Raw genomic sequence first — 14,373 nt, 5'->3', positions numbered from 1 at the left:
GGCGCAATGAGGCCCGGGCACAAACCCGAGCCTCGCTATCTTATGCCTCTGCGAGCTCGTCGCGCAGCATCTCTTCAACCTTGTCCAGCGGATGGTTGGTCAGCGTCTTGGGGATCTCGGCGATGACCTTTGAAGCCACCTCCTTGTGAATCTGCTTACGAAGCTCACCCAGGATTTGCGGTGGCGCGACGATCACGATCCGCTCGAACTTGTGCTTATGCGCCTGCTTGTAAAGCAAGTCGGCAAGATCGTCGGCAAAGCGTTCCTTCGCCAGCTCATGCCAGTCCGTATCATCCATCGCGGAGCTTTGGCCGATGCCTGTATCGCCCTTGCGGCCGGGCTTGTTGGCAGACTGGTCGAAGTCGGACGGGTTGTCCTGCTCCTCTTCGCGCACGACGTTCAAATCCGGATTGTGCTCGTCCAGATCATTGCGAAGAAACAGCGCCTTCTCACCGTCTGCGATGAGCACCCAAGTTCCGTGAGTGAGTTCGGCCATCACACCTTCTCCTTGTCGCCGCTATCGTCGGTGTCCTGCGCCTTGGGCCGTGTGTTTCCGGCGGACGTGTCGTCGACCTGCTTTTCCTCGTCGCGCTTGCCGACCTTCCGGTTCAACTCGCCGCCGGCACTGCCGGCATGGTCAGGGCTCTCGGGAAGGTTCTCGGGCTTCTCGCCGAGAACCTCTTCGGTCTCGCGATGCCCATCGTTCGATCTCTTACGCTCGGCCATAAGATGCCTCCGTTTGTTGCCTTTCACAGGATGAACGCGCCGCCCGGTCGGGCGTTCCTCGGGGCAAAGAAAAACGCCCCGACCGGATGGGTCGAGGCGTTCAATTTCAATCGCTTGGGAGGCGAAGCTTATGCCTTAGACAGGCGCTCGGCAACGTTTTCCCAGTTCACAAGGTTCTCGAGGAAGTTCGACAGATAGGCCGGCCGCTTGTTGCGGAAATCGATGTAGTAGGAGTGTTCCCACACATCGACGCCAAGAAGCGCGGTCTGATCGAAGCAAAGCGGATTGACGCCGTTCTCGGTCTTGGTGACCTTGAGACCGCCATCGGTGTCCTTCACGAGCCATGCCCAGCCGGAGCCGAACTGACCTGCGCCGGCCGCGGCGAACTCGTCCTTGAACTTGTCGACGGAGCCGAAGCTCTCGGTCAGCGCAGCTTCAAGCTCGCTGGGGATGCCCTTGTTTTCCGGGGTCATCATTTCCCAGAACTGGTTGTGGTTCCAGTACTGCGACGCGTTGTTGAAGATACCGGACTGCGCGACCGCGTTCGGGTCGTACGTGCCCTTGATGATCTCTTCGACGGACTTGTTTTCCCACTCGGTGCCCGAGATCGCCTTGTTGCCGTTGTCGACATAGGCCTTGTGGTGAATGTCGTGGTGGAACTCGAGCGTTTCCTGCGACATGCCCTTCGAGGCGAGCGCGTCGTGGGGATACGGAAGGTCGGGAAGTTCAAATGCCATGACGGTCCTCGTTCTATTCAGAGTATAATCTGCGACATAGCGCCGTTGGTGCGCTGACAAGCCGCAAGCGTCAAGAGCGCAACTGGCGCAATCTGGAAATCAACGTCACGGAGCGGTGAGGGTTCCGCGATCCGCGAAAGAAACCGCCCCGCAACAGGACCTTAGAAATAGCCGACTCTCGCGCTGTCCGCTGCGGCCGTCTTCAGAAGACCGAAGACGTAATCCGCACCTGATCTGAAGGCGATGACATTCGCCGCGCCCTCTTCGATCCAGATGGCTCCCGCGACCTGGGCCAGCCGCGTGCGGCGCACCCGGCCTTCGGGCAGCGCATCGGGCGCGCAATCGGCCGGCGTGAGCTTTGCCAGCGCCTCGCGGACCTCGTTCTCGGGACCGGTCAGGCGGAACATCGCACGTGCGTCCGAGACATTCGCGGCAAGCGCATGAGCGCCCGACAGCGACGCAGACAGCTTTTCGGACAGAAGCTGGGCGGCGTTATAGGCGCAGAGCACCATCACCTCGTCCGGCCCCATCCACAGCACGGCCATCTCGCCGCTGCGCGACATGGAAAGCGGTCCGGGCACCGACAGGCCGCCAAGCTCCGTCAGGGCTGAGGCCAGCGCCGGATCATCCATCTTCGCGCGAACCGAGATCATGCCTTGCGGGCCGAGGGAGTCGACGGTCACCGACCCAGCGGCGCGTGCGCCATCGCGTGCAATGTCAGACATTCTGCTTTTCCCCCTCGGGATCGAAGAAAATGGTGCCGGTGATCTTGGCCGGGACACGGCTGCCATCGGTCATGGCGAACTCGATCACTTCACCCATCCGGTCGGGTCCGTTATGGACAAGGCCCATCGCGATCGGACGGCCAAGCGCGGCGGAATGATAGCTCGACGTTACTCGCCCTTGCGTGTTCACCTGGCCGTTGGCGTTATTGCCCGGCGCGACCGCATAGGCCCCGTCGGGCAGTTTGGAGCCGTCCGTCGTCTCCAGACCAACAAGTTGCCAGCGCTCGGGATTGTCCATGAAGGACCGCTCCTGCGCGCGCTTGCCGATGTAATCTTCCTTCTTCTTGGAGATCGCCCAGTGCAGTCCGAGATCCTGCGGAATGATCGTCCCGTCGGTCTCCTCCCCGATCATGATGAAGCCCTTCTCGGCGCGCAAAACGTGCATCGCTTCAGTGCCATAGGGGGTGACGTTGAACTCTTGGCCCGCCTCGATCAGTTTGCCCCAGAGCTCCCGGCCCCGGTTTGCCGCGACCGCGATCTCGAAGGACAATTCACCCGAGAAGGAGATCCGGAAGATCCGCGCGGGGATGCCCCCGACATTGCCATCGATCCAGCGCATGAACGGCAGGTCGTCTTTGCCGATGCCTTCCGTGCCGAGCTTTTCCAGCACCGCGCGGGACTTGGGGCCGACAACGCCGATCTGGGTGTACTGCTCGGTCACGTTCAGAACCCAGACCTTCCAGTCCCACCATTCGGTCTGGAGCCATTCCTCCATATGGGCGTGGATGCGCTCCGCGCCACCGGTGGTCGTGTGGCATAGGAACGTGTCCTCATCGATCCGCGCCACGACACCGTCATCCATGAGGAAGCCGTTTTCGGAACACATGAGCCCGTAGCGGCAGAAGCCCGGCTTCAGCGACGACATCATGTTGGTATAGAGCATGTCCATGAAGCGCCCGGCATCAGGCCCTTTGACGAGGATCTTGCCCAGCGTCGAGGCGTCGAGCAGGCCAAGGCTCTCCCGCGTTGCGACGCATTCGCGCGTCACCGCGTCATGGGTGCTCTCGCCCGGCTTTCTGTAGGCGAAGGGGCGCCGCCAATGGCCGACCGGCTCCCATTCCGCGCCGTTTTCCTCGTGCCAGGAATGCAGAGCGGTGCGGCGGATCGGCTGGAACAGCTCGCCCTTTGCCTCTCCGGCGATGGAGGCCAGCGAAATCGGTGTGTAGGGCGGGCGGAACGTCGTTGTGCCGACCTGCGGAATGCCTTCACCCAATGCTTGAGACAGGATCGCAAGGCCGTTGATGTTGCTCAGCTTTCCCTGGTCCGTCGCCATGCCAAGCGTGGTGTAGCGCTTGGTATGTTCGACCGAGACATAGCCTTCCTGTGCGGCAAGCTGAACGTCTGTCACCTTCACATCATTCTGGAAGTCTAGCCAGGCCTTCGCCCTGAGCGCGCGCTTGGCGCCCTGCGGCATCAGCCAGACCGGCTCCATCGGTGCTTCGTCGCGTGGGCTGGCCTCGGGCGCGGCCGCATCAACCGACAGGCCGATCCGCTTGAGCGCGGAGGTTGTGCCGCTCGTTGCGTCGCTGACGATCTCCGACAGACCCAGATGCCCGTTCGCCGCGCCAACCGCGGTCACGATGGCGGAGCCGTCATGGGTGATCGGCGCGCGCTCGGGATCGGGGCGGAAGAAGTTCTCGGTCTCGTCCCATGTCAGCTTGCCGCCGATATGCGACCAGAGATGCACGACCGGGGACCAGCCACCCGACATGGCGACGGCGTCGCAGGCGATGGTTTCCTGCGTCGCGCCCTCGCCCGCCTGGGCGCAGATCTCGACACCGGTGACGCGCGCGCCGCCCTGGACCTTGGCGATGCCCTTGCCCTTGAGAACGCGGATGCCCTGCGCCTCGGCCTCGGCCATCAGCGCGCCCCCGCCATTCGCCCGCGCGTCAATCACCGCCGGGACAGAGAGACCCAAAGACTTGAGCGCGAGCGCCGTGCGGTAAGCATCGTCGTTGTTGGTCACGACTACCGTCCGGTCACCCGGCGAGACCGCGTAGTTCACCGCGAAGTCTCGCGCCGCGGACGCCAGCATGACGCCCGGAATGTCGTTGCCCGCAAAAGAGAGCGGACGCTCTATCGCGCCGGTCGCGGTCACGATCTGCCCTGCCCGGATCCGCCAGAGACGATGACGCGGCGCATCGGAGCCCGGCGCATGATCCGAGACGCGCTCATAGGCCGTGGCATAGCCGTGATCGTATAGACCCGCGCCCATCGTCCGCGCCCGCAGCGTGACATTGGCCATGCCTTCGAGCTCTTCAAGCGTGGCCGAGACCCAGGCATCCGCCTCTGCTCCGTCGACAGTGCCGCCATCCACTGGCGCGCGGCCGCCCCAATGAGCGTTCTGCTCGATCAGCAGGACTTTCCCGCCCGACTGCGCCGCGACCTTGGCCGCCTGAAGTCCCGCCACTCCGCCGCCGATCACCAGAACGTCTACGTGAGCGTAGAAATGCTCGTAGGTGTCGGGGTCGCGCGCCTCTTTGTCCGGCGCCTTGCCGAGACCTGCCGACTTTCGGATGAAGGGCTCGTAGACGTGTTTCCAGAACGGACGGGGATGAATAAATGTCTTGTAGTAGAAGCCCGCCGGCAGGAAGCGCGACAGCTTCGCGTTGATCGCGCCGACGTCGAACTCGAGGCTCGGCCAGTGGTTCTGCGACTGCGCCTCGAGCCCGTCGAACAGCTCGGTGACGGTGACGCGCTGGTTCGGCTCGAACGTGTTGCCGGAGCCGAGGCCGACGAGGGCATTGGGCTCTTCGGCGCCGCTCGCCACGATGCCGCGCGGGCGGTGATACTTGAAGGACCGACCGACCAGCATCTGGTCGCCCGCCAGCAAGGCAGAGGCCAGCGTGTCGCCCGCATAGCCCTGCATCTGGCGGCCGTTGAACGTGAAACGGTGCGTGGTGGCGCGGTCGATCAGGCGACCGCCCTTCGCAAGGCGCGTGCTCATGCCTGGCTCTCCTTCGCCCAGCCGGGACGGCGGGCCGCGATCTTCTCGATAATGTCGGACGGGGGCTCCGTGGTCTGGGCCGAATAAGTGCCGAAGACCTCGAGCGTCACGGTGCAGCGCGCGGCGTGAAACCACTTGCCGCAGCCATGCGCGTGCCGCCAGCGCTCGAAATGCACGCCCTTGGGGTTCGCGCGCATGAAAAGGTAGCTTTCGAACGCGTCATCGGACGATCCGGGCCCGAAGCGCGTCAGGTGCGCCTCGCCGCCGGGATGCAGTTCGGTCTCGTCGGCTTTGACGCCGCAATAGGGGCATTCAAGGATCAGCATGTCCCGTATCTCCTTAATGTGCCACGCCGGCGGCGACCGACTCGTCGACAAAACGGCCCTCGCGGAAGCGCTCCAGGCCGAAGGCCTCGGTAAGCGGCGAATGCCCCTTGGCCATCAGTTCGGCAAACCCCCAGCCCGAGCCCGGGATCGCCTTGAATCCGCCGGTGCCCCAGCCGCAATTGATGAACACGTTCTCGACCGGCGTCTTCGACAGGATCGGCGAGCGGTCGCCGGTCATGTCCACGATGCCGCCCCATTGCCGCAGCATCTTGAGGCGCGAGATCATCGGGAAGGTCTCGCAAAGCGCGCGCACCGTCTCCTCGATATGGTGGAAAGAGCCGCGCTGGGTGTAGTTGTTGTAGCCGTCCGCGCCGCCGCCGATCACCATCTCGCCCTTGTCGGACTGGCTCATGTAGCCGTGCACGGTGTTGGCCATGACGACGACGTCCATGCAGGGCTTGATCGGCTCGGAGACAAGCGCCTGCAGCGCGACGCTCTCGATCGGCAGCCGGAAGCCGGCCATCTCGGCAAGATGCCCCGAATGACCCGCGACAACGATGCCGAGCTTGTTGCAGCCGATATCGCCTTTCGTGGTCGACACGCCCGTGACGCGGCCGCCCTCGCGCTGGATGCCGGTCACTTCGCATTTCTGGATCACGTCCATGCCCATGTCGGAGCACGCCCGTGCATAGCCCCAGGCAACGGCGTCGTGACGGGCGGTCCCTGCGCGCTCCTGCCAGAGCGCGCCGAGGACGGGGTAGCGCGGGCCCTTGAGTTCGATGATCGGCACCAGCTCCTTGACCTTCTTTGGGCTGATGAAGGTGGTGTCGACGCCTTGCAGCGCATTGGCATGTGCCGTGCGCCGGTAGCCGCGCACCTCGTGCTCCGTCTGCGCCAGCATCATCACGCCGCGCGGCGAATACATGATGTTGTAGTTGAGATCCTGGCTCAGCGTCTCGTAGAGCGAGCGGGACTTCTCGTATATCGCGGCAGAGGGATCCTGCAGATAGTTCGAGCGGATGATGGTCGTATTCCGACCCGTGTTCCCGCCGCCGAGCCAGCCCTTCTCGATGATCGCGACGTTGCGGATGCCGTGGTTCTTGCCGAGGTAATACGCGGATGCAAGACCATGCCCTCCGGCACCGACGATGATCGCATCGTAATGCTTTTTCGGCTGGGCATCGCGCCAGGCACGCTCCCACCCCTGGTGGTTGCGAAATGCTTCCCGAGCGAGTGCGAAGGCGGAGTAGCGTTTCATATCGGCGGCGATTCCCGAATAAGCGTCCCTGTCCGGCCCTCGTCGCACGGGCGGGCATCGCCCGCCATGCCGAGACCCGTCACATTACCGCGCAGTTGCGACATGCTCGCGCCACCGGGTTTTTTGCCTTTTTGTCAGGGGCCGGGATGGATATGTCTGCACGGGATGAATGGATGGGAGACGGCATGATCGCCTTCTGGATCTTGAGTGCCGCGATGGCGTTGCTGGTCGGCGCGGTGATCGTCTTGGCGCTTCTGCGCGGGCGGCGCTCGGCGCAGGACGCCGTGGCGTCCGATATCGGTGTCTATCGCGACCAGCTGCGCGAGATCGACCGCGATGAAGAGCGTGGCACGGTCGGCCCCGAAGAAGCCCAGCGGCTGCGGACCGAGGTGTCGCGCCGTCTACTGGCGGCCGATGCCAAGGACGCGTCCGAAACCGCCGCCGGGTCGGAGCCGAAGCCGGTCTCGCGCGTCGCGGCGCTTCTCATCGCGCTCTTCCTCGTGTCCGGGTCGATCTACCTTTATGCAAGCCTTGGTGCGCCAGGCTACGGCGATCTCGGCCTCTCCGACCGCATCGCGCGGGCCGAGGAGGCCCGGCAGAACCGCCCCGCGCAAAGCGAGGCCGAAAGCGATGCGGCTTCTGCCCCGGCTGAGGCTCCGAACCCCGAATACCAAGCGCTGGTCGAGCGTCTGCGCGCCACCGTCGCAGAGCGGCAGAACGATGTGCAGGGCTTCCAGCTTCTTGCGCGCTCCGAGGCAGCGCTGGGCAATTATCGCGCCGCCTATCGCGCCCAGGAACGGATCATCGAGCTCAAGGGCGAGGAGGCGACGGCGGAGGATTACGCCGATCTCGCCGACATGATGGTGCTCGCCGCCGGCGGATACGTCTCGCCCGAAGCCGAGGCCGCAGTCGAGAGCGCGCTGAACCGCGATCCCGAGAATGGTGTCGCCTCCTATTATGCCGGGCTGAGCATGGCACAAACGGGCCGGCCGGATCGCGCCTTTCGCATCTGGGACAATCTTCTGCGCCGCTCGACAGCGGAGGATGCCTGGGTCGCGCCGATCATGAGTCAGATCGAGGACATGGCCTGGCGCGCCGGCGTCAACGATTACAGCCCGCCCGTACCGCAGACCGCCCTGCCCGGCCCGACCGCGGACGACCTCGAGGCTGCGGGCGAGCTTAGCGAAGAAGACCGTCAAGGCATGATCGAAGGCATGGTCGCGCGGCTTTCTGACCGGCTCGCGACGCAAGGCGGCAGCCCCGAGGAATGGGCGCGGCTGATCTCGGCCTATGGCGTTCTGGGAAATCTCGACCAGGCTCGCGCGATCCTGCAGAACGCCGAAGAGGTGTTCCTCGGTGACGAGGCGGCGCTGACAACGGTGCGCGAGGCGGCTCGATCCGCCGGGGTTGAGGAATGATCCACGAAACTCTCGACGAGGCCCTGCCGGCTCTTCCCCCGATGAGAGCCATTGCGGGGCTCGATCTTGGCGACAAGACGATCGGTGTGGCGGTGTCCGACAGGCTGTTGTCTGTTGCGACGCCGCTCGAGACGATCCGGCGCAAGAAGTTCACGCAGGATGCCGAGCGTCTGATCGAGATCCTGAACGGGCGCGAGATCGGCGGCGTCGTACTCGGCCTGCCGCGCAACATGGATGGCAGCGAAGGCGCGCGCTGCCAATCGACGAGGGCCTTCGCCCGCAATTTCTCACGGCTTTGGGACGGGGCGATCACCTTCTGGGACGAGCGGCTGTCCACCGTGGCCGCAGAACGTGCGCTACTCGAAGCCGATACATCGCGTATGCGTCGCGCGGAGCGCATCGACAATGTCGCTGCATCCTACATCTTGCAGGGTGCTCTCGACCGGATTAGGCATATTCGCCAAGGGTAAGGCCAAGAGGCAAACGAGCAGCATGGCGGACAAGTCAGGACAGCAACGCGCACGGAGCGCGGGGATCGAAAGCCCCTGCGTGCAGCTATGCGTCGTGCATCCCGAAGAACGCATCTGCGTCGGCTGCTACCGCTCCATCGACGAGATCACGCGCTGGTCCCGCATGACATCCGAGGAACGCGCAGAGATCATGGAGACCCTTCCCGAACGCGCACCGCGCCTCAAGAAGAGGCGCGGCGGCAGGGCCAGCAAGCTGGCCGCGAAAAGCTAGCGTCGATCAAGCCGCGACGGGCGGCTCCATCGTATCCGGCGAGCCATCATCGCCCGCGACCGTTACCACGTTCTCGAGGCTGAACCCGTTCAGGGCACCGTCGATGATCCGCGCCAGCGTGACCGCATCCTCACCCTCTCCGAGCGTCAGAAGCGCATCGTCCCCGTCCTCGGTCACGCCTACAGCAAGGCCATCATCCTGATCGTCGAGCATCAGGAGAAGCACATCCTCCTCCTCGCCCTCGACCGCGAATTCGGTGATCGTTGCCGACATCGCCGGAATGTCTTCGCCGTCTTCGCGCGTCAGGTCGATGGTGAAGCTGTCAGCGCCTGCGCCGCCGGTCAGCACGTTCATGCCCGGACCGCCGTTCAGACTGTCCTCGCCCTCGCCACCGTTCAGCGTGTCGTTGCCGTCGAGTCCGAGAAGCGTGTCGTCGCCGTCATTGCCGAGCACCTGGTCATCATTGGCACCGCCCTCGACGTAATCGTCGTCGTCGCCGCCGCGCAGGGAATCTTCGCCAAGGCCTCCGAGCAAGGTGTCGTTCCCGTCATTGCCACGGATCGTGTCGTCGCCGTCATTGCCCTTGGCAAAGTCGTCGCCGTCGCCGCCTTCTATGGAATCGTCGCCCGTGCCCCCAATCGCGGTGTCCTGACCGCCCTGGCCGACCAGCGTGTCATCGCCGGGCCCGCCCTCGAGCGAGTCGTCACCCGAACTGCCCTCCAGGAAGTCGTCGCCCCCGAGCCCGCGCAGTGTGTCGTTGCCAGTGGAGCCGTCGAACCGGTCATCCCCTTCGGTCAGAGTTATGTCTTCGTCTTCGCCGGAACTGAGCGGCGGCTCTTCGCCGTCATCGCCGTCGTCCCCGTCATCACCATTGTCGCCGCTATCCGATCCATCCGTCGGCGCGGTGTCGTTGTCGTCATCATCGTCGTCGTCACCACCAAAGTCGACAAAGGCCGACAGGGCAAGGAAAGGCAGCAGCGTCAGGAGCCAGATCATCACAATCCCCCAGGCAGAAACACAGAAATCCCCGGCATGAAGGTTTGCCGATATTCGGTCGAATAGGAAGGAATTTCAGCGATTGCTGCAGGATGGGAAACAATGACGCCCAAGCTACCCGATTGCGCCATGTTTGCGCCTTATTTGCGATCCCTCAGGCGGCGCGCTGTGCTGCATCCATCTCGTCGAGCGCATGCAGGATCAGCGACGAATCCGCGCCTCTCTTGGTGGCGTTCTCGGACAAGACGCGCCGCCAGACCCGCGCACCGGGACGCCCCGCGAAAAGCCCCAGCATGTGGCGCGTGACCTGGTGCAGCCTGCCGCCCGCCGCGATATGATCGTCGATATAGGGGATCAACTCGAGCGCGATGTCGCGCGCCTCGGGCGCGGGGCGCCCGGTCGCGAAGATCACGCGATCCGCATCGGCCAGCACGTCCCACGGAGCGTGATAGGCTGCCCGTCCGATCATGACCCCGTCGAGCCCGGCATCGAGAAACTCCCGCGCGGTTTCGAGATCGGCAATGCCGCCATTCACCGAGACATGCATCTGCGGAAACCGCGTCTTCATGCGGAGCACCAGCCCGTAATCGAGCGGCGGGAAGTCCCGGTTTTCCTTCGGGCTCAGCCCCTGCAGCCAGGCCTTCCGCGCGTGGATGATGACCCGCTCGCAGCCAGCGCTCGCAACAGCCTCGATGAATGCGGGAAGCACCTCTTCGGCCTCCTGTTCGTCGACACCGAGACGACACTTCACCGTGACCTCCGCATCGACTTCCGCCCGCATGGCGGCCACGGCACGGGCGACGAGCGCGGGATCCTTCATCAGAACCGCGCCGAACGTGCCCGACTGCACGCGATCCGACGGACAGCCGACATTGAGATTGATCTCGTCGTACCCGGCCGCCTGCCCCAGCCGCGCCGCCTCGGCAAGCTCGTCCGGATCGCTTCCGCCGAGCTGCAAGGCGACCGGATGCTCTTCGGGCGCGTGATCCAGAAGGTGTAAAGCCCCGCCGCGCACCAAGGCCGGCGCCGTCACCATCTCGGTATAGAGCAGCGCCTGCCGTGACAGCAGCCGATGGAAATACCGGCAATGCCGATCGGTCCAGTCCATCATAGGGGCGCAGGATAATCTAGCGTGTTGATTTATTTGCATTTTTTGTGTATCTTCAAACTGTTGGCGGCGGATGCTGCTACGCTGGAATACGCCCCAATATCCCCGAATTTGCCCCTCTACGACGACTCATTGCACATACAGCGCACACGAAAATGGCCTCCATCACCAAGCTCCCCTCCGGTGCCTACCGGGTTCAGATCAGACGAAAGGGCCGCTACGCGAGCGAGACGTTCCTCCGCCGCGACGACGCCCATCGTTGGGCCCGCCAAGCTGAGACCCGGGTCGATCAGGGGCTGGCGCCGAACAAGTCGTCCGTCTCCCGCCTCCAGACCTTTGGCGACCTCATCGACCTTCATATAACCGATATGTGCGAGGTAGGGAAACCGCCGCGTCGCAGCAAGGCCGCGACACTCACGACGCTGAAGCGCGATCTTGGAAAGGAACGGATCGGTCACCTCGATCGGCAGAAGCTGATCGACTACGGGAAGATGCGTGCAGACCAGGGCGCGGGACCAGTGACCCTTGGGATCGACATTGGCGTGATCAAGATGATCATCACCCACGCTGCAGCCGTGCACGGGCTCGACATTTCTCCCGAACCCGTTGATCTGGCGCGTGTCGCGCTCAAGCGGCTCGGCCTCATCGGCAAAGGCACCGAGCGGGACCGCCGCCCCACCACGGACGAGCTGAACCGCCTCTTCCGCTGCTTCGATGACAACGAACGCCTGACCCTGCCGATGACACGGATCGTGAAGTTCGCCGTGGCCACGGCCATGCGGCTCGATGAGATCTGCCGCGTCGCATGGACCGATCTCGACGTCGACCGCCGGATGCTCATGATCCGCGACAGGAAGGACCCGCGCAACAAGACCGGGAACGACCAGCGGATTCCGCTCTTCGCCGCCACGGAGTTCGATGCCTGGGCGTTGGTCACCGATCAGGCAAAGGAACTCGGGCACGCAAGAGGCCGGATCTTTCCCTACAACTCGAGATCGGTCGGAACGGCTTTCCGGCGCGCCTGCGTCGAGGTCAGAGTAAAGGACCTGCATTTCCACGATTTGCGCCATGAGGGCACAAGCCGCCTGTTCGAGGCCGGATTCGCGATCGAACAGGTCTCGCTGGTCACCGGCCACAAGGATTGGAAGATGCTGCGCCGCTACACCCATATCCGCCCGGAGGCACTGCACCGGCTGGCCGCATCGCGCGGCCCCTCTCCGCTGGGGGATCTCGCAGCGGAGTGACCCGAGAGTCAGAGGGGAGCCGTTCCGGCCCGAGACGGGTTTGGAGGTCGAGAGAGAGGCTCCCGGCCGCCCGTCGCGGGAGAAAACCATGAATACCGAGATTTTCGATGCCGGGCGTGACACCAGCGGCGGTTACAAGGTGGATGTGTCTCGCGGCACGAATGTGGACCGCGTGTCATCTGAATGGTTCTCGCGACCGGATGACGAGCGCTATCTGTCGCTCGATGATCTCTTCGCCTCGGTCAAGGGCCGGGCGGAGCGGAGCCGGACGCGCACGGTGGAGAGCGCGGCGATCCGGGTCGACGCGCATCGTGACAAGCCCGAGAAGTTGGGCCTTGTCCTGCCGGGCGCGGATGAACCCATCGCGCCGACGCATTGGTCCTTCGGCCAACTCGCCAGCCTCGTGGGCGCTCCTGCGGCCTAACTGCGCCAGCTCCCTGCACCGCTGGCCGGCATCAACCTGCAATATGGGCTGACCAACCACCGTGCCGAACAGATCAAGACGCTGGAAACCGGAAATGGCCGCACCGAACTGCGTGCCGTGACCGGTCCGGACTATGGCCGCATCTACGACCACGAACTTGTCTCCGCCGTCCAGCGCATCGCCGGAAACGGCATTGGCGACACTCGTTGGAAGGTGCCGGGCGTGCTCGACTGGTCCACCGGTATCTACAACCCGCGCGTGGACGTGACGAAGGAGACGACGACGCTCTACGCCTCCGACCGCGACGTCTTCCTGTTTCTCGTCGATGACCTGAACCCCATCGAGGCGGGGTTGCTGCCCGACGGCTCGCCCGACCTCTATTTCCGGGGTTCTACTGCTGGAATTCCGAGGTGGGCGCCAAGACGCTCGGCATCGCCAGCTTCTATCTCCGGGCCGTGTGCCAGAACCGCAACCTCTGGGGCGTCGAGGATTTCCAGGAGATCACGATCCGGCACTCGAAATACGCCGCTTCCCGCTTCGCCCACGAGGCCGCCCCGGCGCTGAGCCGCTTCGCCGAGTCCTCGCCCGCGCCGTTCATCGACGGCATCCGCGCGGCGCGGGAGAAGATCGTCGCGCGGTCGGACGAGGACCGGCAAGATTTCCTGAAGAAACGCGGCTTCTCGAAAGCCGAGACGGCGAAGATCGTCGAAACGGTTCTGGCCGAGGAAGGCCGACCGCCCGAGAGCGTCTTCGACTTCGTGCAGGGCATCACGGCTGTCGCGCGAAGCAAGCCGCAGCAGGATGCAAGGCTCACCATGGAGACGCGCGCGAAGGTGCTCCTGGAGCGTGCGATCTGATCGCGGGACATTGCCGATCGCCCGCCGTCGTGGCATTGAGGCTCCAGCCGCGCACCCGCGCGGCATGGAGCTTTGATGTCTACGATTGCGGGTCACCGCGCTTCCTGATCCGAGGGCGCTGAACACGGAAGACGCTGGCGGCCGCGAGAGCGACTGCCCGCAGCTCTGAGTGTGGCAATCCAACATCACTGGCGAGAACGGCGCCTGACTGGATCCAGTCAGTTGCTGCCGGTCATCTCGCCGAGCAGACGAAAGCTCAACACACCATGACCATTGACCTGACGATCCGTCCTGCCGAGCGGCTGGACATCGCCGCCATAAAGTCCGTGGCGGAGAACGCCGAACTCTTCCCTCCCGAGACGCTCAAAGACATGATGACCGGCTATCTCGACCGGACCAGCAACGACCTGTGGTTCGTTGCTCTCACCGGCGACCGTCTCATCGGTTTCGGGTTCTGCGAACCCGAGCGCATGACGAGTGGCACGTGGAACCTGCTGGCCATCGGCATCCTCGACGACTGCCGCGGACAAGGCATCGGCGCGGCAATGATGCGTCACCTCGAGGACCTTCTCCGCGCAGCGGGCGGACGCATCCTGATCGTGGAGACCCTTGGCACGCCAGCCTTCGAGCGCACCCGGTCCTTCTACCGCACGAACGGCTATGTGGAGGAAGCCCGCATCCGCGAGTTCTACGAGCCAGGAGGCGACAAGGTCATCTACTGGAAGCATCTCTGACGAAGAACCGGGCCGTCCACTGGGATGGCCCGGCACTCGTTTGCCGGCGTCTTAACATTTGTGCTCAGGAAC

14 protein-coding genes and 1 pseudogene are annotated in these 14,373 nt (G+C 64.2%); 6 read left to right on the top strand and 9 right to left on the bottom strand.

The window, feature by feature from the left end; translation table 11 throughout:
- Positions 1 to 40: 40 nt before the first annotated feature.
- From BM171_RS15390 to BM171_RS15360, 7 genes are all read right to left on the bottom strand, one after another.
- Positions 41 to 496, bottom strand: coding sequence for a host attachment family protein (locus tag BM171_RS15390; RefSeq protein WP_093014435.1), 456 nt, complete (start codon positions 494 to 496; stop codon positions 41 to 43).
- Entirely contained in the window at positions 496 to 726 is a 231-nt protein-coding gene (locus tag BM171_RS15385; protein WP_093014431.1) for a hypothetical protein, read from the bottom strand. Before BM171_RS15385 ends, BM171_RS15390 begins: the two co-directional genes overlap by 1 nt.
- Before the next feature lie 128 nt (positions 727 to 854).
- On the bottom strand, positions 855 to 1,463 hold the full coding sequence (locus BM171_RS15380; RefSeq protein ID WP_093014428.1) for a superoxide dismutase: 609 nt from the start codon (positions 1,461 to 1,463) through the stop codon (positions 855 to 857).
- A gap of 161 nt (positions 1,464 to 1,624) precedes the next feature.
- Positions 1,625 to 2,188 (bottom strand): sarcosine oxidase subunit gamma, encoded by a 564-nt coding sequence (locus tag BM171_RS15375; protein WP_175497585.1) that lies wholly within the window; start codon positions 2,186 to 2,188, stop codon positions 1,625 to 1,627.
- Positions 2,181 to 5,195 carry a sarcosine oxidase subunit alpha family protein gene (locus BM171_RS15370; protein ID WP_093014422.1) on the bottom strand — a complete coding sequence of 1,005 codons (3,015 nt, stop codon included), beginning with the start codon at positions 5,193 to 5,195 and terminating at the stop codon, positions 2,181 to 2,183. The genes BM171_RS15375 and BM171_RS15370 overlap by 8 nt, the downstream gene beginning before the upstream one ends.
- Complete coding sequence (locus BM171_RS15365) at positions 5,192 to 5,521, bottom strand: sarcosine oxidase subunit delta (RefSeq protein ID WP_093014419.1); 330 nt, start codon at positions 5,519 to 5,521, stop codon at positions 5,192 to 5,194. The genes BM171_RS15370 and BM171_RS15365 overlap by 4 nt, the downstream gene beginning before the upstream one ends.
- A 13-nt stretch (positions 5,522 to 5,534) precedes the next feature.
- Positions 5,535 to 6,779: a sarcosine oxidase subunit beta family protein gene (locus BM171_RS15360; RefSeq protein ID WP_093014416.1), complete on the bottom strand. Its 1,245-nt coding sequence runs from the start codon at positions 6,777 to 6,779 to the stop codon at positions 5,535 to 5,537.
- Between the two features lie 185 nt (positions 6,780 to 6,964).
- On the opposite strand from BM171_RS15360, the gene ccmI reads away from it, so the two are divergent.
- The 3 genes from ccmI to BM171_RS15345 are packed head-to-tail and all read left to right on the top strand — an operon-like array spanning position 6,965 to position 8,938.
- Positions 6,965 to 8,197 (top strand): c-type cytochrome biogenesis protein CcmI, encoded by a 1,233-nt coding sequence (ccmI, locus tag BM171_RS15355; protein ID WP_175497588.1) that lies wholly within the window; start codon positions 6,965 to 6,967, stop codon positions 8,195 to 8,197.
- The gene (gene ruvX / locus BM171_RS15350; protein ID WP_093014413.1) at positions 8,194 to 8,667 is read left to right on the top strand and encodes a Holliday junction resolvase RuvX; all 474 of its coding nucleotides are present in this window, start codon (positions 8,194 to 8,196) and stop codon (positions 8,665 to 8,667) included. Before ccmI ends, ruvX begins: the two co-directional genes overlap by 4 nt.
- A 22-nt stretch (positions 8,668 to 8,689) precedes the next feature.
- Positions 8,690 to 8,938, top strand: a complete 249-nt coding sequence (locus BM171_RS15345) for a DUF1289 domain-containing protein (protein WP_093014410.1) — start codon at positions 8,690 to 8,692, stop codon at positions 8,936 to 8,938.
- Positions 8,939 to 8,944: 6 nt separating this feature from the next.
- On the opposite strand, the gene BM171_RS19365 is transcribed toward BM171_RS15345, so the two are convergent.
- Positions 8,945 to 9,934 carry a calcium-binding protein gene (locus BM171_RS19365; RefSeq protein ID WP_093014407.1) on the bottom strand — a complete coding sequence of 330 codons (990 nt, stop codon included), beginning with the start codon at positions 9,932 to 9,934 and terminating at the stop codon, positions 8,945 to 8,947.
- Between the two features lie 154 nt (positions 9,935 to 10,088).
- The gene (gene dusA / locus BM171_RS15335; RefSeq protein ID WP_093014404.1) at positions 10,089 to 11,084 is read right to left on the bottom strand and encodes a tRNA dihydrouridine(20/20a) synthase DusA; all 996 of its coding nucleotides are present in this window, start codon (positions 11,082 to 11,084) and stop codon (positions 10,089 to 10,091) included.
- Between the two features lie 113 nt (positions 11,085 to 11,197).
- Here dusA and BM171_RS15330 point away from each other — a divergent pair, with 113 nt between their 5' ends.
- The 3 genes and pseudogenes from BM171_RS15330 to BM171_RS15320 all read left to right on the top strand — a co-directional run bounded on the left by BM171_RS15330 (position 11,198) and on the right by BM171_RS15320 (position 14,301).
- On the top strand, positions 11,198 to 12,286 hold the full coding sequence (locus BM171_RS15330; RefSeq protein ID WP_093014401.1) for a site-specific integrase: 1,089 nt from the start codon (positions 11,198 to 11,200) through the stop codon (positions 12,284 to 12,286).
- A gap of 88 nt (positions 12,287 to 12,374) precedes the next feature.
- A pseudogene (locus tag BM171_RS15325) lies at positions 12,375 to 13,567 on the top strand (DUF932 domain-containing protein).
- Positions 13,568 to 13,833: 266 nt separating this feature from the next.
- Positions 13,834 to 14,301, top strand: a complete 468-nt coding sequence (locus BM171_RS15320) for a GNAT family N-acetyltransferase (RefSeq protein ID WP_093014398.1) — start codon at positions 13,834 to 13,836, stop codon at positions 14,299 to 14,301.
- Positions 14,302 to 14,373: the final 72 nt, after the last annotated feature.

The organism is Roseivivax halotolerans (assembly GCF_900115815.1).
Classification (GTDB): domain Bacteria; phylum Pseudomonadota; class Alphaproteobacteria; order Rhodobacterales; family Rhodobacteraceae; genus Roseivivax; species Roseivivax halotolerans.
The sequence above is the reverse complement of the archived record's forward strand: the minus strand, read 5'-3'. Positions and strand labels throughout refer to the sequence as shown.

What these genes read in the sequence shown, in the direction of transcription:
- BM171_RS15375 (WP_175497585.1), bottom strand. Translation starts at nt 2,188, where the DNA reads ATGTCTGACATTGCACGCGATGGCGCACGCGCCGCTGGGTCGGTGACC.
- BM171_RS15330 (WP_093014401.1), top strand. Translation starts at nt 11,198, where the DNA reads ATGGCCTCCATCACCAAGCTCCCCTCCGGTGCCTACCGGGTTCAGATC.
- BM171_RS15345 (WP_093014410.1), top strand. Translation starts at nt 8,690, where the DNA reads ATGGCGGACAAGTCAGGACAGCAACGCGCACGGAGCGCGGGGATCGAA.
- BM171_RS15365 (WP_093014419.1), bottom strand. Translation starts at nt 5,521, where the DNA reads ATGCTGATCCTTGAATGCCCCTATTGCGGCGTCAAAGCCGACGAGACC.
- BM171_RS15360 (WP_093014416.1), bottom strand. Translation starts at nt 6,779, where the DNA reads ATGAAACGCTACTCCGCCTTCGCACTCGCTCGGGAAGCATTTCGCAAC.
- BM171_RS19365 (WP_093014407.1), bottom strand. Translation starts at nt 9,934, where the DNA reads ATGATCTGGCTCCTGACGCTGCTGCCTTTCCTTGCCCTGTCGGCCTTT.
- BM171_RS15385 (WP_093014431.1), bottom strand. Translation starts at nt 726, where the DNA reads ATGGCCGAGCGTAAGAGATCGAACGATGGGCATCGCGAGACCGAAGAG.
- ruvX (WP_093014413.1), top strand. Translation starts at nt 8,194, where the DNA reads ATGATCCACGAAACTCTCGACGAGGCCCTGCCGGCTCTTCCCCCGATG.
- BM171_RS15380 (WP_093014428.1), bottom strand. Translation starts at nt 1,463, where the DNA reads ATGGCATTTGAACTTCCCGACCTTCCGTATCCCCACGACGCGCTCGCC.
- BM171_RS15390 (WP_093014435.1), bottom strand. Translation starts at nt 496, where the DNA reads ATGGCCGAACTCACTCACGGAACTTGGGTGCTCATCGCAGACGGTGAG.
- dusA (WP_093014404.1), bottom strand. Translation starts at nt 11,084, where the DNA reads ATGCAAATAAATCAACACGCTAGATTATCCTGCGCCCCTATGATGGAC.
- BM171_RS15320 (WP_093014398.1), top strand. Translation starts at nt 13,834, where the DNA reads ATGACCATTGACCTGACGATCCGTCCTGCCGAGCGGCTGGACATCGCC.
- BM171_RS15370 (WP_093014422.1), bottom strand. Translation starts at nt 5,195, where the DNA reads ATGAGCACGCGCCTTGCGAAGGGCGGTCGCCTGATCGACCGCGCCACC.
- ccmI (WP_175497588.1), top strand. Translation starts at nt 6,965, where the DNA reads ATGATCGCCTTCTGGATCTTGAGTGCCGCGATGGCGTTGCTGGTCGGC.